This window comes from Streptomyces sp. NPDC007157 (genome assembly GCF_040634235.1).
Classification (GTDB): domain Bacteria; phylum Actinomycetota; class Actinomycetes; order Streptomycetales; family Streptomycetaceae; genus Streptomyces.
Window position 1 is genome coordinate 352,050 of sequence record NZ_JBEYFE010000005.1, and the last position, 25,836, is coordinate 377,885.

Genomic DNA, 25,836 nt, shown 5'->3' on the forward strand with positions numbered 1-25,836 from the left:
GCTTCGTGTGGCTTGATTTCGATGGTGTGGCCGATAGGTGAGAATGGTGTGAGTGGGCTGTGGGGTCAAGGGGTGCGGCGATTCCTTACGCGACTCTTTATCTGAGCCTCGTTCAGCAGGAACGGGAGCCGGCTCGTCGGGCTCATCGTCCGAGCCGCCGCAGCACCGCCCCCGGCCGGTTGGTGATGATCGCGTCGATACCGAGCTCCAGGCACAGATCCACGTCCTCCGGCTCGTTCACCGTCCAGACGTGCACCTGGTGGCCGTTCCGCTTCAGCCGCTCGATGTAGGTGGGGTGGTTGCGCACGATCCGGATCGAGGGTCCCGCGATCCGCACCCCGGCCGGCAGCCGGCCGTCGCGCAGCCGGGGCGAGAGGAACTGCAGCAGATAGACCGTCGGCAGCGTCGGCGAGGCCGCCCGCACCCGGTGCAGCGAACGCGCGGAGAAGCTCATGACCCGCACCTGCGACTCGGCCGCCGTGGCCGGGGCGTCCAGGCCGAACCGCTTGAGCAGGTGCATCAGCCGCTCCTCGACCTGCCCCGCCCACCGCGTGGGGTGCTTGGTCTCGATCGCCAGCTCCACCCGCCGCCCGGCGTCCGCGACCAGCTCCAGCAACCGCTCCAGCGTGAGTACGGCGGTGTCCGCGCGGTCCTCCGGCCGGAACTCCCATTCGGGCTCCTCGTCCCGCCCCCGCCAGGCCGGGCCCTTCCTCCAGGAACCGAAGTCCAGGGCGGCAAGGTCCGCGAGCTCCAGGGCCGACACCGCTCCGCGCCCGTTGGACGTTCGGTTGACGCGGCGGTCGTGGACGCAGACCAGATGGCCGTCCGCGGTCAGCCGTACGTCGCACTCCAGGGCGTCGGCGCCGTCCTCGATGGCCTTTTTGTAGGCGGCAAGGGTGTGCTCGGGGGCGTCCTCGGAGGCCCCGCGGTGGGCGACGACCTGGATGCGATGCTGTGGTGCGTGGGTCACCGCGACATGGTGCCACCGTGCGGGCGTACGTGGGGGCATCCCCGATGCCAGCAAAGGGAACTTTTGTCAGACAAGCCCTATATAAAGGTTGTCGGTATACCCACAGCCACCGCTTATGGTGCTCTGACGGCCTGTGGGAAAAGCTGACGGCATACAAAAGCACGTGCACAGCTGAATCGCGCCGGACCGACAGCAAGCGTGAAAGAGCGTGACCGAGTGCGACCGAGAAGAAAAGCCGTGGACCGAGGAGAGAAGCTGTGAGCACCGAGAACGAGGGCAACCCGGTACCTCCGGCCCCGTCCGCACCTCCCGTGCCGCCGACGTCTCCCGCTGCCTCGCCGCAGGCAGCCGCGTCCGACGGCGGGGAAGCGCCGACCACCCCGATCCCGCAGGCGCCCCAGGGCGCGCCCGCGGGTGACCCTTACGCCGCACCGCGGGCCCCCGAGGGCTCCTGGCCGCCCCCGCCCCCCGCGACCCCTTCCTACGCGGACGCCGGCGCGGGTGCGGCCACCGGGTCGGCCGCCGGCGTCGGCTGGGGCGCGCCGTACGACCAGCAGCACCAGCAGTACCAGCAACACCAGCCGTTCCAGCAGCCGCAGCACGCGCCCAAGAAGGGCAGCGGGCGCGGCGGTCTGATCGCCGCCGTCCTGGTGGCCGCGCTGGTCGCGGGCGGCCTCGGCGGCGGCCTCGGTTACACGCTGGCCAAGAACAACGACGACATGGGCTCCACGACCGTCTCCGCCTCCTCCGACGGCGGCGCCACCCAGGTCAAGCGCGCGGCCGGCACCATCGCGGCGGTCGCCGGCAAGGCGCTGCCCAGCACGGTCACCATCGAGGCCGAGTCGACCAGCGGCGAGGGCGGCACCGGCACCGGGTTCGTCTTCGACACCCAGGGCCACATCATCACCAACAACCACGTGGTCGCGGACGCCCTCGACGGCGGCAAGCTGACCGCGACCTTCCCGGACGGCAAGAAGTACGACGCCGAGGTCGTCGGCCACGCGCAGGGCTACGACGTCGCGGTCATCAAGCTCAAGAACCCGCCGTCGGACCTCAAGCCGCTCGCCCTGGGCAACTCCGACAGCGTGGCGGTCGGCGACGAGACGATCGCGATCGGCGCCCCCTTCGGCCTGTCCAACACGGTCACCACGGGCATCATCAGCGCCAAGAACCGCCCGGTGGCCTCCAGTGACGGCAGTGCCTCCAGCAAGGCCTCCTACATGAGCGCCCTGCAGACCGACGCCTCCATCAACCCGGGCAACTCCGGCGGCCCGCTGATGGACGCCTCCGGCGCGGTGATCGGCATCAATTCCGCGATCCAGTCCGCCTCCAGCGGCGGCCTGGGCAGCACCGGGCAGTCGGGCTCGATCGGCCTGGGCTTCGCGATCCCGATCAACCAGGCCAAGTACGTGGCCCAGCAGCTGATCAAGACCGGCAAGCCGGTCTACGCGAAGATCGGCGCGTCGGTGTCCCTGGAGGACAGCAGCAACGGCGCGCAGATCACCGACTCCGGCTCGGGCGGCGCGGCCGCGGTCGAGTCGGGCGGCCCCGCCGACAAGGCCGGCCTCAAGCCCGGCGACGTCATCACCAAGCTCGACGACTCGGTGATCGACAGCGGCCCCACCCTGATCGGCGAGATCTGGACCCACAAGCCCGGCGACAAGGTCCAGGTCACCTACAAGCGGGGCGGCTCGGAACACACGGTCGAAATGACCCTGGGCTCCCGCGTGGGCGACAACTGACCCGCACACGCGCGTGCCGACCGGTTACTCTGTTCCCCGCGCCGATCTCGGTCGACGCGGGGTGGGTTGCCCGAGCGGCCTAAGGGAACGGTCTTGAAAACCGTCGTGGCAGCAATGTCACCGTGGGTTCAAATCCCACACCCACCGCAGGTGAACGGCCCCTGACCAGGTAGATCGGTCAGGGGCCGTTTGATCACTTGGTGTCGACGTAGTCGCCGGCGGCACTGGCGGAGGCCGTCGTGGTGGTGCCCGCGAAGGCGTAACGCCAGTAGCCGTCGGCGGATGCGGCGACGGTCGTCCTCAGGGTGCCGGTGCTGCTTGTGGTGACGGTCTTGACCGTGGTGTAGGTGCTGGTGCCCGCCTTGCGGAACTGCAGTTTCACCGGCTGGCTGGCGTACCCGTGGTACGCGTTGTCGTCCCAGTTCGCCCGGCTGAGCTTGCCCGTCACGGTCAGGGTCGCGCCCTTGCGCACCGGTTCGGGCGAGGCGTTGGTCGTGAGCTTGGCATACCGCTTGACGTTGAACTTGGTGGGCCAGTTCTGCGTTACGACGTCGTGGTCCTTGGAGCTGATGTCCACGTACGCCTGCCAGGCCCCCGCCTGCGCGTTCTCCAGTCCGTGGTAGCCCGGGTCCATGACGTAGCTCATCGAGCAGGTGGCGGTGGTGGCGTTGACGGCCTTGCAGCCCAGGTTGTCGTGGTATCCGAAACCGGTGGCGGTTGCCGTGCTCCAGATGCTGGAGTAGGCCGCGTTGATCCCGGAGCTGTCCGTGGCGGTGATCGCCAGGATGAAGGTCTTCTTCGCCGTGGTGCCGACCACGACGGACTTGCCACCGTTGAACGACACCTTTGTGATCTTCAGGTCCCCGTTCCCGCTCACGGCCTCGGCGGCCGGAGCGGTCAGAGCCGAAAGCGCCACCGCGGACGGCAGCAGGATGCCGACGGCAAGCTTGCGCATGAAACCCCCCATAGGGCAGGCCCACCGTCCTGATCCATAACGGTGGGATGTTGAACAGGTGTGCGGAGTTTAGAGGCGCGCGTGCAAGCCGATCGCGACAGGGCGGCGATGGACGCTGACCTGTGCGTTCCCGGGATGCTCGGCGGTTTTTCCCGTTGTACCCCGCCTGCCGCCCGTCCGGCGGGCGTACCGAGTGCTGTCGCAGGTCAGAGCCGCTCTTGGCGCCCCTTACGGGTGCGGTCTGGACGTGTGCCGCCGGGATGGGAAAGCTTCGGGGATGCGCTCAGCCGACTGGTACTTGACCGAAGACGCCGACGCCTTCCTGGCCCGGGCCGGGGACTTCCTGCGTTCGCGTCCCGTCCTGCACACCTCTGCGCTGTCGGTGATGGAGAAGCTACGCACCCTCGGGAGGGCAGGGGTGGGCGGCCGGGTTCCCGTGCTCGGCCGGCTGGAGCGAGCGGGTGAGGTCAGCGCCTTCTTCTACCGCTTTCTGCCCGGGGGGCCGACCATCTCCTCCCTGACACCCGAGCAGGCCGACGACCTCGCTGCCACCCTGGTCGCCCTCGGGCACTCCCTGCCCTCTGTCAGCGCGGACCACGACACCGCCACCGCCTTCGCCGAGGCCTGGCAGCGGCACACCGGTGCGACGCCGACGCTCCGCGTCCGGATGCACCTGTACCGACTCGGCACGCTCACTCCGCCGGATCCGTTCCCCTCGGGCAGGGCCCGGCTCATGGGCGAGCCGGACCACGAGCACCTCATGCGCTGGTGCCGTGAGTTCGCCGCGGACGTCGGGGAGGACGTCGTCATCGACGCGGACTCCTGGGCCGGGACCCGCTTCGCCGAGAAGCGTTACACCCTGTGGGAGACCCCGGACGGCACTCCCGTCTCCATGGCGGGCGTGAACCCGATGGTCGCCGGCATGGTCCGGGTGGATCCCGTCTACACCCCGGCCCACCTGCGCGGTCACGGCTACGCGGGCGCCGTGACCGTCGAGGTGAGCCGGGCCGCACTCGCCGCAGGCGCCCGAGAGGTCGTGCTGTACACGAACGCGGCCAACCCCACCAGCAACGCCCTCTACCAGCGGCTCGGCTACCGCAGGCTCACCGATTGGGCCGTGTACGACTTCTCGTACGCCGCTCCGGAAGCCGGCTAGGACCTCGGCGGGCTCTGCGGGTCGGCCGTTGCGCCGGTCGTCGGTGCGCCGCTCCCACTCCCTGGCGTCCGTCGTCTCCGTGATCTCGCGGCGGCGCCCACCGGCGCACGCCGGGAAATGAGGCGAGGACGACACGGGTCAGGGACATGAGTGGCAGGTCGATGGGGCGGGCGGGCGGTTGTCGGCGTTCGATTTTCAGGGGCGGTGGCCGGTCATGCGGGCCGCCGACGCGATCGTCGCGCGGGCCTCTTTCTCCGTCAGGCCGGTGTGGACGGCCGCGTCGATCAGCGGGGCTCGCAGGGCGCGGCCGATGCCGTTCTCGTAGGCGCGGCAGGCCGCCCAGAACAGGCGGGTGTTGCGCTGGCCCTCGTGGGCGGCGAGGACGAACTGGACCAGGCCCTGGCCGCGGTTGCCGACCGAGGGGTGGGTCGCGGGGTGGGGTGCCCGTGGGGGCGGGAGCAGGAGGCGGAGCAGGGACGGCGGGCAGGGGGCCGGTACCAGGTGTTCGGTGCCGGGCGCGGTGGCGTAGACGCCGTGGTCGGTGCGGGAGCCGGGGCCGACCAGGTAGCCGCCCGCGCCCCGGATGTCGATGCCGGGGGCGAGCCGGCCGGCCGAGTTGGGGATCACGGCGTCCGGCGGTCCGGTCAGCCAGAGGTGGCGGCCGCCGCTGGGCGTGAGCACGACGACGGTGGGCGGAATGGTGAACAGGTGCCGCAGCGCCAGTTCGCGCAGGGCGCCGGTGGCGTCCGTACCGGACTTCACGTCGAGGTCGACGCCGATGAGGCGGTACGGGGGCAGCCCGCAGGCGATGCCGTAGCCGGTCGCCCAGGGCGCCGCGGCGAACAGCTCGCGGATGCGGGCCGGGTCGGTGGTGGCGTCGTACACCCCGTGGCCGGGGCGGCCGCACTCGCCGTGGCAGGGCGGCAGCGGCGGTTCCGGCTCTCCGGGGTCCAGGGAACGGTCCGGAGTTCGGTCCGGGGACGGAGGCCGGTCCGGGGATCGGTCCGGGGACTGGGATCGGTGCGGGGAGCGAAGGGCCGGGAGTTTGGTCCGGGACAGGGGGATGACGGCCAGGCCGCGCTCGGCGGCTGACAGGGCGTGTGCGAGGGCCAGCGTCGTGGCCTGCCGGTCGGTGGTGGCCATGGATCCATGTTCGTACGTACGTTCGAAAAAGGGAAGAGGTGCCCGGTGTGACACGCCGAGGTCGGCAGCTTGGCCGGAAAGGGCGCCGGATCGGTTCTTCCCTTGGGGCGCTTGAAGGGGCGATGTCCGGACTGGTCATGACTGGGGCTGGAGTCGACCAAAGATGGCGAAAGGGGTTTATCGACTTGTCATCACGCTTGAGGGCGAATGATCCCGTCAGGGCTGGTTCGCCGGGGATTCGGTGGGCAATTCTGATCTCGCGACGTCGATGACAACCACCGAGGCGGTTGGCCAACTGCCCTGGAAAAAGCCTTACTTGACGTAGTTTCCGGCATAGCCGGGCTCTGAGAGGAAACAACATGGCAAGCATCCGTACCGCCCGCGTTCTCGCCGCCGTCTCCGCCCTCCCGCTCGCCGCCGCTCTCTTCGCCGGTGTCGCCGCCGCGGACAACGGCGCGCTCGCGGGCAACGGATCGAGCGCCAACACCGGTGTGGCGGGCATCATCGGCAGCGGCGTCGGCCACGACAACAACGGCAACTCCTCCACCACGCAGCAGAACGCGGTGGGCAACGGTGCCTCGAACCAGAGCAACACCGCGCAGGTCAAGGGCTCCGCGTGGACGGCCGTCCAGCAGGGCAACGACAACGTTGCCGTCCACTTCACCCGGCTGTGGTAGTCCCCGACTGAGCCCTGGTGGGGTGTGCTCTGTGGGGATGCGGCACGCCTGCGCGGCGGTACTCCGGTACCGCCGCGCAGGCGTTTTTCCGGCCCATGGCCGCTCGGCGACTCTCCGCCTGCCGGCTCCGCGCGCGGCCTGTTCGACCTTGACAGCGGGCCATATCTGACGGACAGTCAGAAACCATGCATCTGGCCCCCACCGAACGCCAGCAGCGGCTGCGCGCCGAACTCCGCGCCTACTTCAGGTCCTTGATCCCCTCTCCCGCCCCCGAGGCGCCCGAGGAACGCCGTGCGCTGCTGCGCCGTATCGGCGCGGACGGCCTGCTCGGCCTCGGCTGGCCCGTCGAGTACGGCGGTCAAGGACGGGGCGCCGACGAGCAGTTCGTCTTCTTCGACGAGGCGTACCGGGCCGGCGCCCCCGTCTCGATGGTCACGCTCAACACGGTCGGGCCCACGCTCATGAAGTACGGCAGCGAGCAACAGAAGGCCCGCTTCCTGCCCGGCATCCTCAGCGGTGACCTGGTCTTCGCCATCGGCTACAGCGAACCCGCCGCCGGCACCGACCTCGCCGCGCTGCGCACCCGGGCGGTGCGGGACGGCGACGGATGGCGGATCGACGGGCAGAAGATCTTCACCTCGGGCGCCCAGCACGCCGACTGGATCTGGCTGGCCTGCCGTACCGACCCCGAGGCGCCCAGGCACCGCGGCATCTCGATCCTCCTGGTCCCCACCGACGCCCCCGGGTTCTCCTGGACCCCGATCGAGACGGTGGGCGGCCAGATCACCACGGCGACCTACTACGACGGCGTCCGCGTCCCGGCCGGCCACCTGGTCGGCGCCGAGCACGACGGCTGGTCGCTCATCACCAACCAGCTCAACCACGAGCGGGTCGCCCTCGCCGCGACCGCCATGCAGGCCGAGGACTTCTACGACGCCGCGCTCACCGCCGCCCGCACCCCCGATCCGGTGACGGGCCGACGCCGTGTTGACGAGCCCTGGGTGCGTTTTCGGCTGGCCGAAGCGCATGCCCGGCTGGCGGCGAACCGCCTGCTCAGCTGGCGTCTGGTGGGGGACACGGGGGCAGGGCGGGTGGCCCCCGCGGAGGCCAGCGGCGTGAAGTTCGCGGGAACGGAATCGGCAGTCGCGACGTATCGCATGTGTCAGGAGATCGTCGGCGAGGCGGCATTGGTCCGGTCCGGATCGCCGGGGGCGTTCGGGGACGGCGAGCTGGAGCGGCTCAACAGGGCGGCGCAGATCAACACGTTCGGGGGCGGGGTGAGCGAGGTGCAGCGGGAGATCGTCGCGACGATGCGGCTCGGGATGAGGAGGGGTGGCCGTGGCCGGGGGGACTGACGAGCTGGGCGTGCGGCTCAAGGCGTACGAGGGGCTGCCGGCCTCCCGGGCGGGCACCGGCAAGGACCCGGTCAACCTGCCCATGATCCGGCACTGGTGCGAGGCGATGGGCGACACGAATCCGGCGTACCGGGGAGCCGATGCCGTCGCCCCGCCCACCATGCTCCAGGCATGGACGATGGGCGGCCTCTCCGGGAACACGGCACGCACCGGCGCGTACGACGAGCTGTCCGCCCTGCTCGACGAGGCGGGCTGTGTCTCGATCGTCGCCACCGACTGCGAGCAGGAGTATCTGCGCCCGCTGCGGCCGGGTGACGAGCTGGTCTTCGACACGGTGATCGAGTCGGTGTCCGGCCGGAAGACGACGAAGCTGGGCACGGGCTACTTCGTCACCACGCGCACGGACATCCGAGTCGGCGAGGAGCTGGCGGGCGTCCACCGCCTCCGCGTCCTCAAGTACGCGCCCGCGGGGAAGCCGGTCAAGGCTCCGCCGCGGCCCCGCCCCGTGATCAACCGGGACAACGCCGGCTTCTGGGAGGGCGTGGCCGAGGGCCGCCTCCTCATCCAGCGCTGCGCCGGCTGCGGCACCCTGCGCCACCCCTGGCTGCCGGGTTGCAACGCCTGCGGCTGCTCCGACTGGGACACGGTCGAGTCGGCCGGTGCGGGCACGGTCTATTCGTACGTCGTGATGCACCATCCGCCCTTCCCGGCCTTCACGGAATCCGAGCACGCCGGCGGCGCGGCGGGTCCGTACGCGGTGGGCCTGATCGAACTCGCCGAGGGCGTGCGGATGGTGAGCAACGTGGTGGGGGTGCCGTACGACAAGGTGCGGATCGGGCTGCCGGTACGGGTGGAGTTCCGCCGGTACGAGGACGAGGAGGGGGCGCTGACCCTGCCCGTCTTCCGGGGTGTCGAGGGCGAAGACACCCTCGCCGGTCTCGGTGGGGAGGTCTGACATGGACTTCACGCCCACCGGGGCGCAGGCCGAGGCCCGTGACCTGGCCGCCAGGATCTTCGCGGACCTCGCCACCCCGGAGCGGCTGCGGGCGGCCGGCACCGGCAGCGACCCGGAGCTGTGGAAGGCCCTCACGGCGGCCGGGCTGGTGGCCGCGGTGGAGGAGCTGGGTCTGCTGGGGCTGGTGCTGCTCCTGGAGGAACAGGGGCGCACCACGGCCCAGGTGCCGTACGCGGCGAGCTGTGTGTACGGGCAGCTGGCGATCGCGGCCCACGGCACGAGTGAGCAGCGGGAGCGGCTGCTGCCGGGGATCGGAGACGGGTCGGTGGTCGTCGCCGGCGCGTTTCCGGCCCAGCAGGGGGTACGACCCGGCGCGCGGGGCGGGTTGAGCGGCACCGTCCCCGTCGTCCCGTGGCTGCGCGACGCCACGCACGTGCTGGTCGCGGACGCCGGCCGGCGGCTCTGGCTGGTGCCGCTCGGGGAGGGCACCGGCATCGAGGAGACCGAGCTCACCGCGCCCTGGTCGGCGGGCCGGCTCACCCTCCACGAGGCCCCGGCCGAGCCCCTCGGCACCGGCACCGGCACCGGCACCGGCACCGGCACCGGCACCGGCACCGACCCCGGCCTCAGCCCCGGCCCCGGGCCCGACCCCGGCCTCAGCCCCGGCCCCGGCCCCGGGGGTACCGACTCCGGCGCCCTCGCTCCCGACTCCGGCGCCGACTCCGGCGCCCTCGACTCCGGTGCCCGCGCTCCCACCGCCTACGCCCCCGACGCCACCGCCTACGCCGACGTCCTGGCCGCCGCCCGTACCGCCTTCGCCGGGCTGCAGGCCGGTGTCTGTGCGGGCTCCCTGGCCCGGGCCGTCGCGCACACCAACACCCGCGAGCAGTTCGGACGCCCGCTCGCCACCCGGCAGGCCGTGCAACTCCGTGCCGCCGACGCCCATATGGACACCGAGGCGATACGGGTGACGGCGTACGAGGCGGCCTGGCGGCGGGACGCCGGGCTGCCGTACGCCACGCACGCGCTGACCGCCGCCTGGTGGGCGTCCGAGGCGGGGCAGCGGGTCGTGCACACGGGCCAGCATCTGCACGGCGGCGCGGGCGCCGACGTCGAGCATCCGGTGCACCGGCACTTCCTCTGGGGGCGCCAGCTGGACGCGTATCTGGGCAGCGGGAGCGAAGTGCTCCAGGAACTGGGGGAGTTGATCGCGAGTGGGAGTTGAGACGACACGGCCGGGGGTGGGCACCGTGCTGCCGCCGCTGGAGATCCCGATCACGCGGACGCTGATCGTGGCCGGCGCGATCGCGTCCCGGGACTACCAGGACGTGCACCACGACGCCGAACTGGCCCGGCTGAAGGGCTCCCCCGACATCTTCATGAACATCCTGACGACCAACGGCCTGGTCGGCCGGTACATCACCGACCACTTCGGTCCGACGGCGGAGCTCCGCAAGGTCGCCATCCGGCTGGGCGCGCCCAACTACCCGGGGGACACGATGGTGTTGACCGGCCGCATCGAGGAGCTGGACGAGGTGACGGGGACGGCGACGGTCCGGGTGGTCGGCGCCAACGGCATCGGCAACCACGTGACCGGCACGGTGACCGTCGCCCTCACCGAAGCCACGGTGACCGTCACCGTCACCGACGAGGAGGACGCATGAGCGTGCGGGGCCGGGACTCGCTCGGCGGGCGGGCGGCGATCGTGGGGATCGGGGCCACCGAGTTCTCCAAGGACTCGGGGCGCAGCGAGCTGCGGCTGGCGGCGGAGGCGGTGCGGGCCGCGCTGGCCGACGCGGGGCTGACCCCGGCGGACGTGGACGGGATGGTCACGTTCACGATGGACACCAGCCCGGAGATCACCGTGGCCCAGGCCTGCGGGATCGGCGAGCTGTCCTTCTTCTCCCGCGTTCACTACGGCGGCGGAGCGGCCTGCGCGACGGTCCAGCAGGCGGCGCTGGCGGTGGCGGCGGGGGTGGCCGAGGTCGTCGTCTGCTACCGGGCGTTCAACGAGAGATCGGGGCGCCGGTTCGGCTCGGGCGTGCAGCACCGGGAGCCGTCGGCGGAGGGCGCGGCGCTCGGCTGGGCGCTGCCGTTCGGGCTGCTCACCCCGGCGTCCTGGGTGGCGATGGCGGCGCAGCGCCACCTGCACACGTACGGGCTGACTCCGGAGGCGTTCGGGCAGGTGGCGGTGGTGGACCGGAAATACGCGGCGACCAATCCCGCCGCCTACTTCCACGGCCGTCCCATCACCCTCGCCGACCACGCGGCATCCCGCTGGATCGTGGAGCCGCTCCGACTCCTCGACTGCTGCCAGGAGACGGACGGCGGACAGGCGCTCGTCGTCACCTCGGTGGAGCGGGCGCGTGATCTGCCGCGTCCGCCGGCCGTGATCACGGCGGCCGCGCAGGGCGCCGGCCGGGCCCAGGAACAGATGACCAGCTTCTACCGGGACGACCTGACCGGGCTCCCGGAGATGGGCGTGGTGGCCCGGCAGCTGTGGCGCACCTCCGGGCTCGCCCCGGCCGACATCGACGTGGGGATCCTGTACGACCACTTCACCCCGTTCGTGCTGATGCAGCTGGAGGAGTTCGGGTTCTGCGGACGCGGGGAGGCGGCGGACTTCGTGGCCGAGGAGCGGCTGCCGCTGAACACACACGGAGGACAGCTCGGGGAGGCGTACCTCCATGGGATGAACGGGATCGCGGAAGGGGTACGCCAGTTGCGGGGCACGGGCGTGAACCAGATACCGGGCGCGGGCCGGGTCCTGGTGACCGCCGGCACCGGGGTGCCGACGTCAGGGCTGGTCCTGACCTCGGACGGGTGAACCGGCGGCCTGCCGGGGCGCGGCCCGGCGCCTCGGCCGTACTACCCCCTCAGGGGTAAACCCGCAGGAGTACTGCCCCCGTACTCCACCTTCAGGAGGTGTAGCCAGCCCTACCCCTACAACCTGAGGCGGACTCTCCTTCGGGACCTGCGGCCGATCCGCGGTCACGCTGTTCGCTCATAGCGTGGAGCCATGACCACACCCGTCTGCACCAGCGCTTCGGACGCCGCTGTCTCGGCGAGGCAGACCCGACCGTACCCGTCCTTCGCGTCGTACGTCAGGGCTCGCCAGCCGGTCCTGCTGCGCACCGCCCGGTCGTTGACCGCGAACCCGAGTGACGCGGAGGACCTGCTCCAGACCGCGCTCGCCAAGACGTACGTGGCCTGGGAGCGGATCGAGGACCATCGGGCGCTCGACGGCTATGTGCGCCGGGCCCTGCTGAACACCCGGACCTCGCAGTGGCGCAAGCGCCGGGTCGACGAGTTCGTCTGCGACGAACTGCCCGAGCCGGAGCCGGTGGGCGGCGGGGACGACCCGACCGAACGGCAGGCGCTGCACGACGCGATGTGGCGGGCGATCATGAAGCTGCCCGCGCGGCAGCGGGCGATGGTCGTGCTGCGGTACTACGAGGATCTCAGCGAGGTGCAGACGGCCGAGGTGCTCGGGGTGTCGGTGGGCACGGTGAAGTCCGCCGTGTCGCGTGCGCTCGGCAAGCTGCGCGAGGACCCTGAGCTGGACGTCGCCCGATAACGGACGGACCGCCGCCGACGTGTTAGTTGGCTCTCCCCTAGTGACATACCGACCGGTATGTGAGCAGAATCAGCGCAGCCCCTTTACCGCCGAGTAGGCAATGACGCCCCCGGGAGGACGCCGTGCTGAGCACCATGCAGGACGTACCGCTGCTGATCTCCACGATCCTGACGCATGGTTCGCGGGTTCACGGCGAGTCACAGGTGACCACCTGGACGGGCGAAGCCGAGCCGCACCGCCGCAGCTTCGCCGATGTCGGCGCCCGCGCCGCCCAGTTGGCCCACGCCCTCCGTGACGACCTGGGTGTCCAGGACGACGACCGCGTGGCCACCCTCATGTGGAACAACGCGGAACACACCGAGGCGTACTTCGCGATTCCCTCCATGGGCGCGGTCCTGCACACGCTCAACCTGCGGCTGCCCGCCGAACAGCTGGTCTGGATCGTGAACCACGCGGCCGACCGGGTCGTGATCGTCAACGGTTCGCTGCTGCCGCTGCTCGCCCCGCTGCTGCCGCACCTCAAGCCGCTTCGGCACATCGTGGTCTCCGGCCCCGGCGACCGTTCCCTGCTGGACGGCGCGACCGTGGCCGTCCACGAGTACGAGGACCTGATCGCCGGCAAGCCGACCGCGTACGACTGGCCGGAGCTGGACGAACGCCAGGCCGCCGCCATGTGCTACACCTCCGGCACCACCGGCGACCCCAAGGGCGTGGTGTACAGCCACCGTTCGATCTACCTGCACTCCATGCAGGTCAACATGACCCAGTCGATGGGCCTGACCGACCAGGACACCTCCCTGGTCGTCGTGCCCCAGTTCCACGTCAACGCCTGGGGCCTGCCGCACGCCACCTTCATGACCGGCGTCAACCTGCTCATGCCGGACCGTTTCCTGCAGCCCGCCCCGCTCGCCGAGATGATCGAGACCGAGCGGCCCACGCACGCGGCCGCGGTCCCCACCATCTGGCAGGGCCTGCTCGGCGAACTCACCGCCCGGCCCCGGGACGTCGCCTCGCTCACCCAGGTCACCATCGGCGGCTCGGCCTGCCCGCCTTCCCTCATGGCCGCGTTCGACAAGCTGGGCATGCGGGTCTGCCACGCCTGGGGCATGACCGAGACCTCCCCGCTCGGCACCGTCTCCCGCCCGCCGGCCCATGCGGTCGGCACGGACCAGGAGTTCGCCTACCGGCTCACCCAGGGCCGTTTCCCGACTGGTGTCCAGGCCCGGCTCAGCGGCCCCGGCGGCGAACGCCTCCCCTGGGACGGCGAGTCGGCCGGCGAACTGGAGGTGCGCGGCCCCTGGATCGCGGGCGCCTACTACAACGGCCCCGACGCCGACCCGCTGCGCCCCGCCGACAAGTTCAGCGAGGACGGCTGGCTGAAGACCGGTGACGTCGGCACCATCTCCCCCGACGGCTTCCTCACCCTCACCGACCGTGCGAAGGACGTCATCAAGTCCGGCGGCGAGTGGATCTCCTCGGTCGAACTCGAGAACGCGCTGATGTCCCACCCGGACGTCGCCGAGGCCGCGGTGGTCGCCGTACCCGACGAGAAGTGGGGCGAGCGCCCGCTGGCGACGGTCGTGCTGCGGGAGGGCGCCGACGCGACCTTCGAAGCCCTGCGCACCTTCCTCGCCGAGGAGGGCAAGATCGCGAAGTGGCAACTGCCGGAGCGCTGGACGGTGGTGACGGCGGTACCGAAGACGAGCGTCGGCAAGTTCGACAAGAAGGTCCTCAGGAGGCAGTACGCCGAGGGCGAGCTGGACATCACCAGCCTCTGACCACCCCGCACGGAAACGCCCGCACCGAAATGCCCCGAAACGCCCCTATAGGGGCGCGGGGCTGTTTCGATATGCGGCTACCGCCGCGTGGGCGCGACCAGCCACGATCTACCCGCGGCCGACGGTCGGCAGTTCCCCGAACGGCGCTCTCTCAGTTCGTCCCGATCCGCGCCAGGAGATCCACGATCCGGCCCTGCACCTCGGCACTCGTCGACCGCTCCGCCAGGAACAGCACCGTCTCACCGGACGCCAGCCGAGGCAGGTCCGCCTGGTCGACGGCCGCCGTGTAGACGACCAACGGCGTCCGGTTGAGCTGCCCGTTCGTACGGAGCCAGTCGATGATGCCGGCCTGGCCGCGGTGCACCTGCATCAGGTCCATCACCACCAGGTTCGGCCGCAACTGCCCGGCCAGCGTCACCGCGTCCGCGTCGCTCGCCGCCCGCGCGACCTGCATCCCGCGCCGCTCCAGCGTCGCGGTCAGGGCGAGGGCGATCTCCGCGTGCTCCTCGATGAGCAGCACCCGCGGCGGATGCTGCTCGGTGTCCCGGGGCGCGAGCGCCTTCAGCAGTACGGCGGGATCGGCGCCGTACGCCGCCTCGCGCGTCGCCTGTCCCAGTCCGGCCGTGACCATCACCGGCACCTCGGCCGCCACCGCCGCCTGCCGCAGCGACTGCAGGGCGGTCCGCGTGATCGGCCCGGTCAGCGGGTCCACGAACAGCGCCGCCGGGAACGCGGCGATCTGCGCGTCGACCTCCTCACGGGAGTGCACGATCACCGGCCGGTAGCCGCGGTCGCTCAGCGCCTGCTGGGTGGTGACGTCCGGCGCGGGCCACACCAGTAGCCGGCGCGGGTTGTCCAGCGGCTCCGGGGGCAGCTCGTCGTCCATCGGCTGCGGGCGCGGCGGATCCGCGACCTCGACCGCCCCGCCCGGACCGTCCAGCGGTTCTGGACCCTCGGCGGCGTTCACGTCCGGTGCGCCTATCGCGTACGACCGTCCGGCGCCCTCGGTGGCACCCGCGAGCCGGGACTGCCCGGCCAGCGACGGCTGGGGCAGCGGCTGGGCCGCCGGCTGCTCGGTCGGCGGATGCGGCCGGGCGGCCTGCTCGGGCTGCTGCTGCTCGTTGCGCGTGCCCAGCTTGCGGCGCCGTCCGTTGCCGCCGGGCTGGTGCGGGGGCGGGGTCGCCGTGGGCTGCTGCACCTGTGCGGCCTGCCGTGAGAACGGCACCCCCTGCCCCAGCGTCCGCACGCTGAACGCCCGGCCCTGCGTGGAGTCCGGGTCGGGCGGCGCGGGCGTCGCCGCCGCCTCGGCGGGCAACGGCTGCGCGGCACGCGCGGGTTGAGCGGCGGCCGCGGGCGCTTCGTCGGCGCCGCCCGGCCACTGCTGCGGCACGGGGGCCACGGGCGCGGCCTCCGCCGGCAGCGGCTGGGCGCCGGCCGGGGCGGGCTGCGCGGGCACCGGCTGACCCGGGGCCACCGGAGCGGGGCTCTGCGGCTGTGGCTGTGGCTGTGGCTGCTGTGCCTGCGCCGGAACGGCGGCCGCGCCCGGCAACGCCTGCGGAACCGGCCGGCCGGGCTGACCCGCCGGCACGGGCTGCTGACCGGCGGCCGCCGGGGCGACGGGGATGCCGGACGGCGCGGCGACCTGGGCCGTGGACCCGACCTGGGCCGGGACACCCTGCCCGGGCTGCCCCGGCGGTAGCGACCGACCGGACTGGTCGGGCCGGCCGGGCGCGCTCGCCTGCGCGGGCACCGTCGGCACAACGGCCGGCGAGGCCTCCTCGGGCTGGCCGACGGCCCGTCGACGGCGGCCCGTCGGCGCGTTGGTGGGGTGCGGCTGCGGCGGGGTGTGGTCCTCGGCCTGGTCGTGCGCCACGGCGTCGTGCCGACCCTCCTCGCCCGCCACCGCGACCGGTTCGGGGGCGCGGTCGGCCTCGGCGGGCGGCAGCGCGAAGACCGGGCGGGGGCCCGCCTGCTGCTGCTCGGCCTGCTCCGCCCGCTCGGCCGCCGCGGCCAGCGCCCGGCGCCGACGCCCGCTCGGCTGTGCCTCGTCGTCCTGCGGGGCAGCGGCAGCGGGTGCGGCCGCGGGCAGCGCCGGCGGTAGCGCCTGCCGCTCGTCGGGCTCACGCCGGGCGCGTCGCCCCGCCGCCGGCGCGGGCACGCCCTGCGGCGGAACGGTGCCCCCGAGCCCCGTACCCGCGGCGGCCGTACCGGCGCCCTGCTCGGCCGCCGTCACCACGGCACCCTCGGAGACACCGGCGATCCCGGCGCCCCCCGCGTCTTCGCCGGCGCCCGCGTCGGCCGGTCGTCCGCGCCGCCGCCCGGTACCGCCGGACGCCGACTCCACGCCCTCGACGCTCGCGGCGCTCTCGATCGCGGCGGGCCCGCTCTCCAGGGCAGCCGCCTCGGCGGCACGCCGGCGCCGCCGCCCGGTCGGCGCCACGGCCGGGGCCTCGCCGTCGGCGGGCTCACCGCCGGGCACGTCGCTCTCCAGGAAGGCGTCCACGGAGGCCCGCCGGGCCCGCCGCCGCCCACCGGCACCGCTGTCGTCGGCGGCCGGGATCATGGCCACCGCCGTACCGGGCGGCGGGGGCACGGCCCCGGCGCCGCCCCCGATCGGCACCTCCAGGACGAACGCGCTGCCGCTCATGCCGGGCACCTCGTGCGTCTGCAGTACACCGCCGTGCGCGCGCACGATCCCGCGCACGATCGGCTCGTGCACCGGGTCGCCCCCGGGGTACGGCCCGCGCACCTCGATACGGACGACCTCACCGCGCTGCGCCGCCGCGACCACCACGGTGTTGTCCATGTAGCCGCCGGCGGAGACGGGCGCGTTCCCGGTCGCGTCGACACCCGCGACGTCCGCGACGAGATGGGCGAGGGCGACGGCGAGCCGCCGCGGATCCACCTCGGCCTCGATGGGCGGCGCGTGCACCGCGAACTGGACCCGGCCGGGTCCGATCAGCTCCACCGCCCCGTCCACACCGGCGGCGACGACGGCGTCCAGCATCACTTTCGTGCGGTTGATGTCCTCGGTCCCGGCGTCCAGGGCCTGGTAGCCGAGCACGTTGTCGATGAGCTGGGTGATGCGCGAGTAACCGGCCGAAAGGTGGTGGAGCACCTGGTTGGCCTCGGGCCACAGCTGCCCGGCGTCGTCGGCGGCGAGCGCGGCCAGTTCCCGGCGCAGCTCGTCGAGCGGGCCGCGCAGCGACTGCGCGAGCAGGGTCAGCAGCTGCTCGTGGCGCCCGTGGAGGGCCTCGTACCGGTCCTTCTCCCGCTCGCCGAGGGCCGCGTACCGCTCCTCGCCGGACGCCAGCTCCTCGGCGTGCCGCTCGCGCAGCTCCTCGACCTCGGTGACGTGCTTCTGGCGCAGCGCGGTCAGGTCGGAGGCGTGCTCCTCGGAGAGCCGCTCCAGCTCTTCGGTGTGCGTCTTCTCCTGGGTGTCCTTCTCCTCGGCCAGGGCGTCGTACGGCCGCCGGTCGGTGAAGGTCATCACGGCGCCGACGAGCTGGTCGCCGTCGCGTACCGGTGCGGTCGTCAGATCGACCGGCACCTTCTTGTCGCCCTTGGCCCACAGCACCTGGCCGCGCACCCGGTGCTTGCGTCCGGAGCGCAGGGTGTCGGCGAGCGGGGACTCGGCGTACGGGAAGGGCGAGCCGTCCGCGCGCGCGTGCAGCACCAGGTTGTGCAGCTCCTTGCCGCCCAGCTCACCGGCCCGGTATCCCAGTATCTGAGCGGCGGCCGGATTGACGAGCACGATCCGCCCGTCGGTGTCCGTCCCTACGACGCCCTCGCTCGCGGCCCGCAGGATCATCTCGGTCTGCCGCTGCGAGCGGGCCAGCTCGGCCTCGGTGTCCACGGTGCCGGTCAGGTCGCGCACGACGAGCATCAGCAGCTCGTCGGAGCCGTAGCCGTAACCGTCGTACGCCTGCTGCCCGTTCTCCAGGTTGGCGCTGGTGACCTCGACCGGGAACTCCGAGCCGTCGGTCCGCCGCGCCACCATCCGGGTCGGCTTGGTCCGCCCGCGCGGATCCATGTGATCGGGCCGCCGCATGGACCCCGGGATGAGCCGGGAGTCGAACTGCGGCAGCAGATCCAGGAGCCCTCGCCCGACCAGCGCGGTACCCGGTGCCTCGAACGCCTCCAGAGCGATCGTGTTCGCGTTGACGACGGTCCCGTTGGCGTTGACCAGCACCAACGCGTCCGGCAGCGCATCGAGTATGGCTGCGAGGCGAGCAGCGCCTCGGGATGGCCTGCTGCTCACGAGACGCTTCCTCCCTGTTACCGCACCTTGCCGACCGCTCGGGCCATCTTGCCAACCGGCCCGCGGCGTGTCACGCGAGGGAGTCTAAAGGCACCGGTTGCGCTCACGTCGCCGGATGAGAGGGAGGTCGCACGACGAAGTGACGGCGAACATGTGCCCGACACGCCTCACCTCCGCCGTACCTCCGCGGGACTTTTACGGGAGCGGGGCCTCCGCCTTGAAACGGCTGTGCCGTCCTGATGGCCGAATCGCCTGACGGGCGGGCGGGCCGCTGGGCCGGGTTCCGGGCACGGCGGGCGGCCGGTGGGCGGGTTCCGGGAATCGACGGGCCCGGCGCTCATGGACCCAGGTCGGGCAGCAGGGGCACCATCCGGTTCCAGCGGCCGATCTCGCAGCCGTTGCTGCGGTCGTAGGTCGCGTCGACGGGGCGGCCGGCCCAGGTGCCGGTGACATGGGCGGTGGCCGGGCCGCCGTAGAGCATGGTGCAGGCGGCGCCGGGGGCGACCGGGGCGAAGGTGTCGCGTCCCCAGCGGGTGTTCCGGTCGAGCGCCTCGCAGGCTCCGCCCACGTCCGGGTGACTGCCGGCGCCGGGATGACAGGACAGCTCGTACGTCCCGTCCCGCCCGTCCCCGGCGTGCAGGACGGTGACGGTGAGGTGGTCACCCTGGCCGGCGGCGGAGGCGGGCAGGGCGGGGAGGGATCCGAGGACGGCGGCGACGGCCCCGAGGGCGCCCCGCACGGCGAAGTGAGACATGCCCTGTCCAACGTGCCGGCGGCCCGGACGTTGCGCCGCGCTCCCGACGGCCGGAAGGGCTTTGCCCTGTGGCCCGGCTGCCTAGTACCGTGGGAGCCGATTGGTGACAGCACGCTCGACTGTGTCATCATCTGCACGCACCACTCGCGCTCGCGCGGGCGGCTGTGCGGGAGGCGTCGCCTAGTCCGGTCTATGGCGCCGCACTGCTAATGCGGTTTGGGACTTCAATCCCATCGAGGGTTCAAATCCCTCCGCCTCCGCACCTGACTCAGGGAGCCCGACCATTTTCGGTCTGGGCTCCCTGAGTTGTTTGGTGATCACTGCCACTCCCGTCGGCCCTCGGTGGCGCGGGGCACCGGGCGCGCCGCTGCGACGGCCGGTCAGCCGGTGCGCTCAGGACCCCCGATATTTGACGTTTCCGCAGGTCGCAAGGGGTGCACCTAACGGATTTCACATGGCGGCGGCAGTCATGTAATGTTCTTCCTGTCGCCGCGAGCGGGCCGGAAGGGCCGAAAGCGAAGACGAAAAAGCAAGAGAACAAGCACTCGTAGCTTAACGGATAGAGCATCTGACTACGGATCAGAAGGTTGCAGGTTCGAATCCTGCCGAGTGCACACAGGTAAGAGGCCCCGGAGAGATCCGGGGCCTCTTGCGTTTTGGGGTCGGACAGCGGACCCTGCGTGCCGTCGCCTCCCCGGATTCTCTGACTATTGTCAGAGAATGGAGCGAGAGCAGATCGATGTAGTGCGCAGGTTCAACCGTGCGGTCACGCAGCGGGTCGGTGCCCTGAACGACGAGTACCTGTCGCGGGATCGTTCACTCGGTCTGTCGCGGCTCCTGTGGGAGATCGAGCCCGACGGCTCCGAGGTGCGCGTTCTCCGCTCGCGGCTGGGCCTGGACTCCGGGTACCTGAGCCGGCAACTGAGGCGGCTGGAGTCGGACGGCCTGGTGACCACGGACCCGGACCCGGATGACGGACGGGTGCGGAAGGTACGTCTCACCCGGACCGGCGTTGCGGAGCGGGCGGTGCTGGACCGCGCGTCGGACGGACTTGCGGAGTCGATCCTCGATCCACTGACCGATCACCAGCGGGGGCGCCTGGCGGCGGCGATGACGGAGGTCGAGCGGCTGCTGCTGGCCTCACAGGTGCGGATCGAGATCACGGACCCGCGCGACCCCGATGCCCGGTACTGCCTGCGCTCCTACTTCGAGGAGCTGGGACGGCGCTTCGACACCGGCTTCGACCCCGCCCACAGCCTCTCCGCGAGCGACGAGGAGATGACGCTGCCGGACGGACTGCTCCTGGTGGCGAGCGCGCAGGGCACTCCGCTGGGGTGCGGGGCGCTCAAGCTCCACCCCACGACCCGGATCGCGGAGGTGAAGCGGATGTGGGCGTCCCCGGACGTTCGCGGCCTCGGCCTGGGCCGCCGCGTCCTCGAGCGTCTCGCGGACGAAGCGATCACCCGTGGGATGGAGACGCTACGACTGGAGACGAACCGTACGCTCGCGGAGGCCAGACGCCTCTACGAGACCGCGGGATTCGTGGAGGTCGAGCCATTCAGCACGGAGCGGTACGCGCACCACTGGTTCGAGCGGAACCTCGCACGCTGACATGAGCCGACGGCCGCACCGGAACGTCCCCTTTCTCCGGACAGAGGTTCGTGCCCCGACCGTGCCAGATGCAGGAGCCTGATTAATGCGGGAAACACCAGGTCAGTGGCATGATGCGATTGTTCACGTGTGGATCTGTGCCGACGGCCACAGCGAAACGGGCTCCGCGTGGGCTCATACTGAGCCATGACTAAGCCTGCGGCGCCGAAGCGTCATCTGCCTACCAGCCCCTTCAAGGCCCCGGTCACACCGGCTCCCAAGCACTTCGCCATGGGCGATCAGGTCACCCATGACGTGTACGGACTCGGCCGGGTCATCGGCATCGAGGAGGGAACCGCAGCGCTCGTGGACTTCGGTTCGGCGCAAATGCGGATCTTGAGCCCGTACGCCAAGATGACCAAGCTGTAGGACCGCCGTGCCCGGTCACGGCACGCCGGGTCCCGTCAGGGACCTGTAACGAAAGGCAGACCTCTCATCGACTCGACGTCGCTGTTCTCCGCCGTGGAAGGGCAACCCCGCCGCTCCACCGCCGTATCGCCGCCTCCGACGATCAAGCCCTTCCAGGCTCCGGACTTCGGAGAAGACGAGATCTCCTGGTCCGAGGATGCGCAGGAGCCCGCCCCGGGCACGCCCGCGGCGCGGCCCAAGGCTGCCTAGCGGTCGGTCCGACCGCCACCTCGCGAGCGGCCACGCCGGCAACCGACAGCAAAGGCCCCGGGTTCGTCCGGGGCCTTTGGCGTTGGGGCGGGGCGGGGCAGCCGCGAGGTTCGGGCTTACGAGGGGCTGCCGGGGCGGACCGTGAGGTAGGTCCACCCGGTCCAGACGCCGCTGGTCTGGGCGCCCTTGGCCGGTGGTGTGTAGTGGGCGCGGACGCGGTAGTGGTCGTTGCTCGTGAAGAGCTTGAGAGCCCGCAGGTAGCCGTACCAGCCGTCGGAGTACAGGGGGACGCAGCTCTTCGAGGTCGCCTGGTGCCAGGCCCCCGAGTAGTAGTGCTCGAGGTACACCGAGGTGCAGCCGTTGGACTGATTGGGCCTGACCTGGACGTCGAAGCCCATGTTGACCTCGGACTTGTAGAAGACCTGGTAGGTGGTGGAGCCGATGCGGGTGGTCTTCAACGGGTACTGCAGCTCCGTGCGGACCGTGGGTGTGAGGGTCGTGCCGGTGGTCACCGTGCGCGGCGCGTAGCGGTAGTCACCCGCGAAGGCGGCGCTGAAGACGGTGTCGCGCGTGACCTTGTACGACGTCACGAGGTTCCCGTGCGCGTCGACCTTGCCGCTCTTGAGCTGCGCCCGAGGCTTGCCCGCGGGCTGGTCGTACAGCGTCACGGTGCGGGAGTTGTACGTGGTCCCCAGGTGCGCGGTGACCTTGACGGTCGCGCCGGAGTGGTACGACTTCGCGTCCGTCGTCACGGTCAGGGCGGGCGTGGCCCGGGACACCTGTACCTTCGCCGACGCCGTGACCGGGAGGTAGGACGTGCCGCCGTCGTAGGTGAAGGCGTAGGTGTTCGCGCTGCCCACCTGGGGGGTGTCGTGGAAGGCGAAGGTGCCGTCGGCGGCGACGGACGCGGTGCCCGCCGAGTAGCCGGAAGGGTGCGCCGCGTCTGTCTTGACGATGTGCACCGCGCCCGTCCGCACATGTGCGTGCGGCCAGGTGAGCCGCCCGGTGACGGTCAGCGGGGCGGCGCGGCCGGAGGCGGAGGGAGCGGTCAGCGCCATGGTGGGCGCGTACTTGGCGACCGGGAGGTCGAAGGGCCGGGTGGCCGGTCCGTAGTGGCCGCTTCCGGAGTAGTCGACGTGGAAGCTCAGTTGACCGGTGAGCGGAGCCGTGCCGTCGACGCGGTAGGAGCCGAAGAAGTCGATCGGGATCCTTGCCGGGGTGGCTGTCGGGTCCGGGATGAGCACGCCGTCCGGATCGGCGTCGTCGTAGCGCGTGATGCGCACGGTGCCGGGAAGCATGTGTTCTCCGGCGCCGAGGCTGAGGCTCGAATCGGGCGACACCACGAACGAGTAGGCCTCGCCGGGGGCGAGCGGAGTGGTTCCGCTTCCCCGGAGTGTGACCGGCGCGGTTTCCGGGTGGAGGGAGATGTGGAGCGTCGGTGTCCCCCCGGAGGCGTCGACGGCCACGCCGTAGACCCGGCTCCCGTCCGGCGCCCAGGCGAGGCCATGTGCGGCGGAGCTCAGATCCTGGGCGTAGGAGTAGTCGGTGTACTCGCCCTCGCCTGTTTCCGGAAACGTCACGAGTGCGCGGGAGCCACTGGCGATGGTCCCGTCCGGGGCCACGGCGACGGCCTTGCCGTACACCCCGCCGGCGAACTGTCCGTCGACCGCCAGATCCGAGGTGCGGTACCGGTCGGCGATCGCGCCCTGGAAGGACGGGACCGCCAGATGCAGCCCGTCCGCCGTGAGCGCGATGTCGCTCAGGTCGGGGACGGGCAGCGCCTTCGCGGCCTGCCGGGTCAGCGAACCGCCCTCGGCCCGGTACGTCACGACGGCGGAGGTGTCGCCCGTCTGCGCGGCGGCCGCGAGTACGCCGGAGGGCGTGGGGGTCGTGGCCAGCATCGGCGGTGCCGTCCAACCACCCGGATCCTGCTGGAGGGTGACCGCCCCGGTGCCGTCGACGGATCCGATACCGCCGGCGCCCGCCGTGCCGTATCCGAACCAGAGGGTGCCCCCGGCGACGGCCAGCGAGTCGGGACGGGTGCCCGCGCCCGTGGCGTAACGGGCCGACTCGGTCAGCTTCTCCGTGCTGATCACCGATATCGCGTCCTCGCCCGGGAGCGCCGCGTACAGCGCGGACCCGTCGGCGGAGACGGCGAGGCCGGTGGCGCCCGGCTCGTCGCCGATCAGCGTCGGGTTCCCGCCGTCGAGGTCGGTGACGAGGATGGCGTCGGTGCCGGCGCCGCCGCTGATGAACAGGTGTCCGTGCGGAGCGTCCACGACCAGGTGCGCGAAGTGCGCGATGGGCAGTGGCGTGTCCGAGGACGCCGCGTACGAGCCGACCGCGCCGGGACCCATGACGGTCGTCAGTCCCAGGAGCAGTGCTGCGGCGGTTGGTGCCGAGAGTCGTGCCGGCTTCATGAAAAGGCCCCCCACATAACCCTCACGATCGATCAAGGGGCGCAACCTAACACAGGGATTTGACAGCGGGCGGGGCGGGTCGGACGGCCCGCGAGCGACGGTGGGCGCGGCTCACGCCGTGGTGAGGACGCGGGTGCGCTCGCGGCCGCGGAGGGTCTGGCCGCGTACGACGATGATGCCCAGGCGGATGACGACCTCGCTGACGGCCATGAGCACCAGGGCGGCGACCCACGCCTGTCCGCTGGTGATGTCGTGGGAGGCCGAGAAGTGGGCTATGCGGGCCTCGCCGGAGGGGTGGGAGGTCCAGATCGCGAAGCCAAGGCGGAAGCCCATGCTGAGCACCCACAGGGCCGCCGCGCCCAGGGTCGCCTTGACCCGGACGTGCCCGTCCGCGAAGCGGACCCGGGTGAGCAGGCCGCCGGCCACGCCGCAGACGATGCCGATCCCGGCGAACGCCGCTGTGAGGGAGAGGTCGTTGCCCGCGGTCGGGATGTCGTGCAGGTAGCTGGTCGCCACCCAGGTGATCAGGCCCAGCGGCAGCAGCAGCCTGAAGGCCGTCAGCCTCTCCTCCCGCATCTGCTTGATGACCACGAGGATGAGCGCCACATCGATGATCCAGTCGGAAATCGTCATGCCTCGACTATCCGGTTCCGGACCCGTCCGGCACGTGGACCCATGGGTGGAAGCAGGGTGGAAATCGGGTGGATGCGGCTGCTCTACCCGGGGGAGGACTCAGCACGGCCCCGCGGAATCGCCGGACGCCCCGGACCCGTTGCGGTTCAGCCGTTCCAGGTATTCGTGGGCCAGATTCGTCGCGCGGGTGAACCAGTCGGTGAGGGTGGCCAGTTCGTCGGGGGTGTAGTCGGCGAACAGGTCCGTGAGGCCTCTGTAGTGGCCGGCGTACACCGCTTCGACACGGCTGACCGCGTCCGGGACCGCGGCCACGCGGACCCGGCGGCGGTCGTCGGGGTCGGGGCGCCGGGTCACGTAGCCCGCGCGTTCCAGGCGGTTGAGGATGCCCGTCACCGCGCCCGTCGTCACATGGGCACGGGCGGCCAGGTCGCCCGCCGTCAGCAGGTCCTCGCCCGCCTCCAGGACGAAGCCGAAGCAGGTGAGGTCCGTGACGTTGACCCCGAGCCGCCGGGCCAGCTCCTGCTGGCCGATCACATGGGCCGCGATGAGGTGGTCCATCGCGGACAGGGCGCGGGCGGGGTCCGCGGGCGGTCGCGGCTTGCCGTGCATGGTCGTTCCCGATTCCTTGGAGATTCGCCGATTCCCTTAGCACGTGAGAGATGTAGGGGGTAAATTCCTTAGACAGTGAGGGATTCTAGTGGTCCTCGCGTCGAACGTCGTGTTTCCGCTGTCATTGAAGTTTCCGCTGCCAGTGAAGGGGAGGCGGGTACGTGAGTCTGCACGATGAAGGTCACACGGTCGCCGGGTGGACGGGTACCGCGATCGCGACCGTCGGAAGCGGTCTGCTGGGGTGGGGGGTGTGTGCCGTCTCGGTCCCCGCCCTGGTCGGAGGGGGCGCGGTGGGCGCCGTGAGCATCCTGGTCACCTGGTATCTGCACCTCGCCGGCTGGGGCAAGCCGCCCGGCCCCCGGCCCCGGACGCAGTGGGCCCCCGGAGTACGGGACACCGGCGCACGCGAGGGCCACCCCGGATGCGTGGCGTGCCGGCTCGCGGGCCGTGGACGACGTACCGGGTCCGCGCCGGAGCCGGTGACCACCACCGGGGAGGCCGAGCCGGCCACCGCCCGCACCGGCGGCTGACCAGGAGCCGGCACCCACCGCCAAGTCCCCGGCTCCGCCCCGTTGTCAGTGCC

The 25,836-nt window shown here is 71.7% G+C and carries 21 protein-coding genes and 3 tRNA genes; 16 read left to right on the plus strand and 8 right to left on the minus strand.

Annotated features, from left to right (window positions below; genetic code table 11):
• Positions 1 to 142: 142 nt before the first annotated feature.
• Entirely contained in the window at positions 143 to 970 is an 828-nt protein-coding gene (locus ABZ642_RS11790; protein WP_360480995.1) for a glycerophosphodiester phosphodiesterase, read from the minus strand.
• A gap of 257 nt (positions 971 to 1,227) precedes the next feature.
• On the opposite strand from ABZ642_RS11790, the gene ABZ642_RS11795 reads away from it, so the two are divergent.
• Together ABZ642_RS11795 and ABZ642_RS11800 are read left to right on the plus strand one after the other, a co-directional pair.
• Entirely contained in the window at positions 1,228 to 2,712 is a 1,485-nt protein-coding gene (locus tag ABZ642_RS11795; RefSeq protein WP_360480998.1) for a trypsin-like peptidase domain-containing protein, read from the plus strand.
• Positions 2,713 to 2,772: 60 nt separating this feature from the next.
• A tRNA-Ser gene (locus ABZ642_RS11800) sits at positions 2,773 to 2,859 on the plus strand.
• A 46-nt stretch (positions 2,860 to 2,905) separates the two neighbouring features.
• Here ABZ642_RS11800 and ABZ642_RS11805 read toward each other — a convergent pair.
• A complete protein-coding gene (locus ABZ642_RS11805) occupies positions 2,906 to 3,667 on the minus strand; it encodes a calcium-binding protein (protein WP_360481000.1) in 762 nt (253 codons plus the stop codon).
• Between the two features lie 277 nt (positions 3,668 to 3,944).
• On the opposite strand from ABZ642_RS11805, the gene ABZ642_RS11810 reads away from it, so the two are divergent.
• Positions 3,945 to 4,823 (plus strand): GNAT family N-acetyltransferase, encoded by an 879-nt coding sequence (locus tag ABZ642_RS11810; RefSeq protein WP_360481003.1) that lies wholly within the window; start codon positions 3,945 to 3,947, stop codon positions 4,821 to 4,823.
• Between the two features lie 195 nt (positions 4,824 to 5,018).
• Here ABZ642_RS11810 and ABZ642_RS11815 read toward each other — a convergent pair whose 3' ends face one another.
• Positions 5,019 to 5,966 carry a bifunctional DNA primase/polymerase gene (locus ABZ642_RS11815; protein WP_360481006.1) on the minus strand — a complete coding sequence of 316 codons (948 nt, stop codon included), beginning with the start codon at positions 5,964 to 5,966 and terminating at the stop codon, positions 5,019 to 5,021.
• Between the two features lie 359 nt (positions 5,967 to 6,325).
• Between ABZ642_RS11815 and ABZ642_RS11820 the strand changes: the two genes are divergently transcribed.
• The 8 genes from ABZ642_RS11820 to ABZ642_RS11855 all read left to right on the plus strand — a co-directional run bounded on the left by ABZ642_RS11820 (position 6,326) and on the right by ABZ642_RS11855 (position 14,308).
• Entirely contained in the window at positions 6,326 to 6,643 is a 318-nt protein-coding gene (locus ABZ642_RS11820; RefSeq protein ID WP_360481009.1) for a hypothetical protein, read from the plus strand.
• Between the two features lie 185 nt (positions 6,644 to 6,828).
• The gene (locus ABZ642_RS11825) at positions 6,829 to 7,998 is read left to right on the plus strand and encodes an acyl-CoA dehydrogenase family protein (RefSeq protein WP_360481012.1); all 1,170 of its coding nucleotides are present in this window, start codon (positions 6,829 to 6,831) and stop codon (positions 7,996 to 7,998) included.
• On the plus strand, positions 7,982 to 8,953 hold the full coding sequence (locus ABZ642_RS11830; RefSeq protein WP_360481015.1) for a bifunctional MaoC family dehydratase N-terminal/OB-fold nucleic acid binding domain-containing protein: 972 nt from the start codon (positions 7,982 to 7,984) through the stop codon (positions 8,951 to 8,953). The genes ABZ642_RS11825 and ABZ642_RS11830 overlap by 17 nt, the downstream gene beginning before the upstream one ends.
• Position 8,954: 1 nt before the next feature.
• Positions 8,955 to 10,178, plus strand: a complete 1,224-nt coding sequence (locus ABZ642_RS11835; RefSeq protein ID WP_360481018.1) for an acyl-CoA dehydrogenase family protein — start codon at positions 8,955 to 8,957, stop codon at positions 10,176 to 10,178.
• On the plus strand, positions 10,168 to 10,617 hold the full coding sequence (locus ABZ642_RS11840; protein ID WP_360481021.1) for a MaoC family dehydratase: 450 nt from the start codon (positions 10,168 to 10,170) through the stop codon (positions 10,615 to 10,617). Before ABZ642_RS11835 ends, ABZ642_RS11840 begins: the two co-directional genes overlap by 11 nt.
• Positions 10,614 to 11,780, plus strand: a complete 1,167-nt coding sequence (locus ABZ642_RS11845) for a lipid-transfer protein (protein WP_360481024.1) — start codon at positions 10,614 to 10,616, stop codon at positions 11,778 to 11,780. Before ABZ642_RS11840 ends, ABZ642_RS11845 begins: the two co-directional genes overlap by 4 nt.
• 192 nt (positions 11,781 to 11,972) lie before the next feature.
• Positions 11,973 to 12,530, plus strand: coding sequence for a SigE family RNA polymerase sigma factor (locus ABZ642_RS11850; protein ID WP_360481027.1), 558 nt, complete (start codon positions 11,973 to 11,975; stop codon positions 12,528 to 12,530).
• Between the two features lie 134 nt (positions 12,531 to 12,664).
• Positions 12,665 to 14,308: a long-chain fatty acid--CoA ligase gene (locus ABZ642_RS11855; protein ID WP_360481329.1), complete on the plus strand. Its 1,644-nt coding sequence runs from the start codon at positions 12,665 to 12,667 to the stop codon at positions 14,306 to 14,308.
• Positions 14,309 to 14,459: 151 nt separating this feature from the next.
• Here ABZ642_RS11855 and ABZ642_RS11860 read toward each other — a convergent pair whose 3' ends face one another.
• Together ABZ642_RS11860 and ABZ642_RS11865 are read right to left on the minus strand one after the other, a co-directional pair.
• Complete coding sequence (locus ABZ642_RS11860) at positions 14,460 to 18,569, minus strand: PAS domain-containing protein (RefSeq protein WP_360481030.1); 4,110 nt, start codon at positions 18,567 to 18,569, stop codon at positions 14,460 to 14,462.
• Positions 18,570 to 18,906: 337 nt separating this feature from the next.
• Positions 18,907 to 19,323, minus strand: coding sequence for an SSI family serine proteinase inhibitor (locus ABZ642_RS11865; RefSeq protein WP_360481033.1), 417 nt, complete (start codon positions 19,321 to 19,323; stop codon positions 18,907 to 18,909).
• 169 nt (positions 19,324 to 19,492) lie between these two features.
• On the opposite strand from ABZ642_RS11865, the gene ABZ642_RS11870 reads away from it, so the two are divergent.
• From ABZ642_RS11870 to ABZ642_RS11885, 4 genes are all read left to right on the plus strand, one after another.
• Positions 19,493 to 19,583: transfer RNA gene (locus ABZ642_RS11870), tRNA-Ser, on the plus strand.
• A 281-nt stretch (positions 19,584 to 19,864) separates the two neighbouring features.
• Positions 19,865 to 19,937: transfer RNA gene (locus ABZ642_RS11875), tRNA-Arg, on the plus strand.
• Positions 19,938 to 20,043: 106 nt separating this feature from the next.
• A complete protein-coding gene (locus ABZ642_RS11880; RefSeq protein ID WP_360481036.1) occupies positions 20,044 to 20,934 on the plus strand; it encodes a helix-turn-helix domain-containing GNAT family N-acetyltransferase in 891 nt (296 codons plus the stop codon).
• Between the two features lie 186 nt (positions 20,935 to 21,120).
• Positions 21,121 to 21,342, plus strand: coding sequence for a hypothetical protein (locus ABZ642_RS11885; protein WP_360481039.1), 222 nt, complete (start codon positions 21,121 to 21,123; stop codon positions 21,340 to 21,342).
• A 365-nt stretch (positions 21,343 to 21,707) separates the two neighbouring features.
• On the opposite strand, the gene ABZ642_RS11890 is transcribed toward ABZ642_RS11885, so the two are convergent.
• From ABZ642_RS11890 to ABZ642_RS11900, 3 genes are all read right to left on the minus strand, one after another.
• The gene (locus ABZ642_RS11890) at positions 21,708 to 24,011 is read right to left on the minus strand and encodes a hypothetical protein (protein WP_360481042.1); all 2,304 of its coding nucleotides are present in this window, start codon (positions 24,009 to 24,011) and stop codon (positions 21,708 to 21,710) included.
• 111 nt (positions 24,012 to 24,122) lie between these two features.
• On the minus strand, positions 24,123 to 24,644 hold the full coding sequence (locus tag ABZ642_RS11895; protein WP_360481045.1) for a hypothetical protein: 522 nt from the start codon (positions 24,642 to 24,644) through the stop codon (positions 24,123 to 24,125).
• Between the two features lie 99 nt (positions 24,645 to 24,743).
• Positions 24,744 to 25,253 carry a helix-turn-helix domain-containing protein gene (locus ABZ642_RS11900; protein ID WP_360481048.1) on the minus strand — a complete coding sequence of 170 codons (510 nt, stop codon included), beginning with the start codon at positions 25,251 to 25,253 and terminating at the stop codon, positions 24,744 to 24,746.
• A 161-nt stretch (positions 25,254 to 25,414) separates the two neighbouring features.
• On the opposite strand from ABZ642_RS11900, the gene ABZ642_RS11905 reads away from it, so the two are divergent.
• Positions 25,415 to 25,783, plus strand: a complete 369-nt coding sequence (locus ABZ642_RS11905; RefSeq protein WP_360481051.1) for an HGxxPAAW family protein — start codon at positions 25,415 to 25,417, stop codon at positions 25,781 to 25,783.
• Positions 25,784 to 25,836 lie beyond the last annotated feature (53 nt).

Excerpts from the sequence above, each read along its gene's own strand:
- ABZ642_RS11895 (WP_360481045.1), bottom strand. The coding sequence starts at position 24,644 with ATGACGATTTCCGACTGGATCATCGATGTGGCGCTCATCCTCGTGGTC.
- ABZ642_RS11835 (WP_360481018.1), top strand. The coding sequence starts at position 8,955 with ATGGACTTCACGCCCACCGGGGCGCAGGCCGAGGCCCGTGACCTGGCC.
- ABZ642_RS11855 (WP_360481329.1), top strand. The coding sequence starts at position 12,665 with ATGCAGGACGTACCGCTGCTGATCTCCACGATCCTGACGCATGGTTCG.
- ABZ642_RS11900 (WP_360481048.1), bottom strand. The coding sequence starts at position 25,253 with ATGCACGGCAAGCCGCGACCGCCCGCGGACCCCGCCCGCGCCCTGTCC.
- ABZ642_RS11885 (WP_360481039.1), top strand. The coding sequence starts at position 21,121 with ATGACTAAGCCTGCGGCGCCGAAGCGTCATCTGCCTACCAGCCCCTTC.
- ABZ642_RS11890 (WP_360481042.1), bottom strand. The coding sequence starts at position 24,011 with ATGAAGCCGGCACGACTCTCGGCACCAACCGCCGCAGCACTGCTCCTG.
- ABZ642_RS11820 (WP_360481009.1), top strand. The coding sequence starts at position 6,326 with ATGGCAAGCATCCGTACCGCCCGCGTTCTCGCCGCCGTCTCCGCCCTC.
- ABZ642_RS11815 (WP_360481006.1), bottom strand. The coding sequence starts at position 5,966 with ATGGCCACCACCGACCGGCAGGCCACGACGCTGGCCCTCGCACACGCC.
- ABZ642_RS11880 (WP_360481036.1), top strand. The coding sequence starts at position 20,044 with ATGGAGCGAGAGCAGATCGATGTAGTGCGCAGGTTCAACCGTGCGGTC.
- ABZ642_RS11845 (WP_360481024.1), top strand. The coding sequence starts at position 10,614 with ATGAGCGTGCGGGGCCGGGACTCGCTCGGCGGGCGGGCGGCGATCGTG.
- ABZ642_RS11850 (WP_360481027.1), top strand. The coding sequence starts at position 11,973 with ATGACCACACCCGTCTGCACCAGCGCTTCGGACGCCGCTGTCTCGGCG.
- ABZ642_RS11825 (WP_360481012.1), top strand. The coding sequence starts at position 6,829 with ATGCATCTGGCCCCCACCGAACGCCAGCAGCGGCTGCGCGCCGAACTC.
- ABZ642_RS11865 (WP_360481033.1), bottom strand. The coding sequence starts at position 19,323 with ATGTCTCACTTCGCCGTGCGGGGCGCCCTCGGGGCCGTCGCCGCCGTC.
- ABZ642_RS11805 (WP_360481000.1), bottom strand. The coding sequence starts at position 3,667 with ATGCGCAAGCTTGCCGTCGGCATCCTGCTGCCGTCCGCGGTGGCGCTT.
- ABZ642_RS11810 (WP_360481003.1), top strand. The coding sequence starts at position 3,945 with ATGCGCTCAGCCGACTGGTACTTGACCGAAGACGCCGACGCCTTCCTG.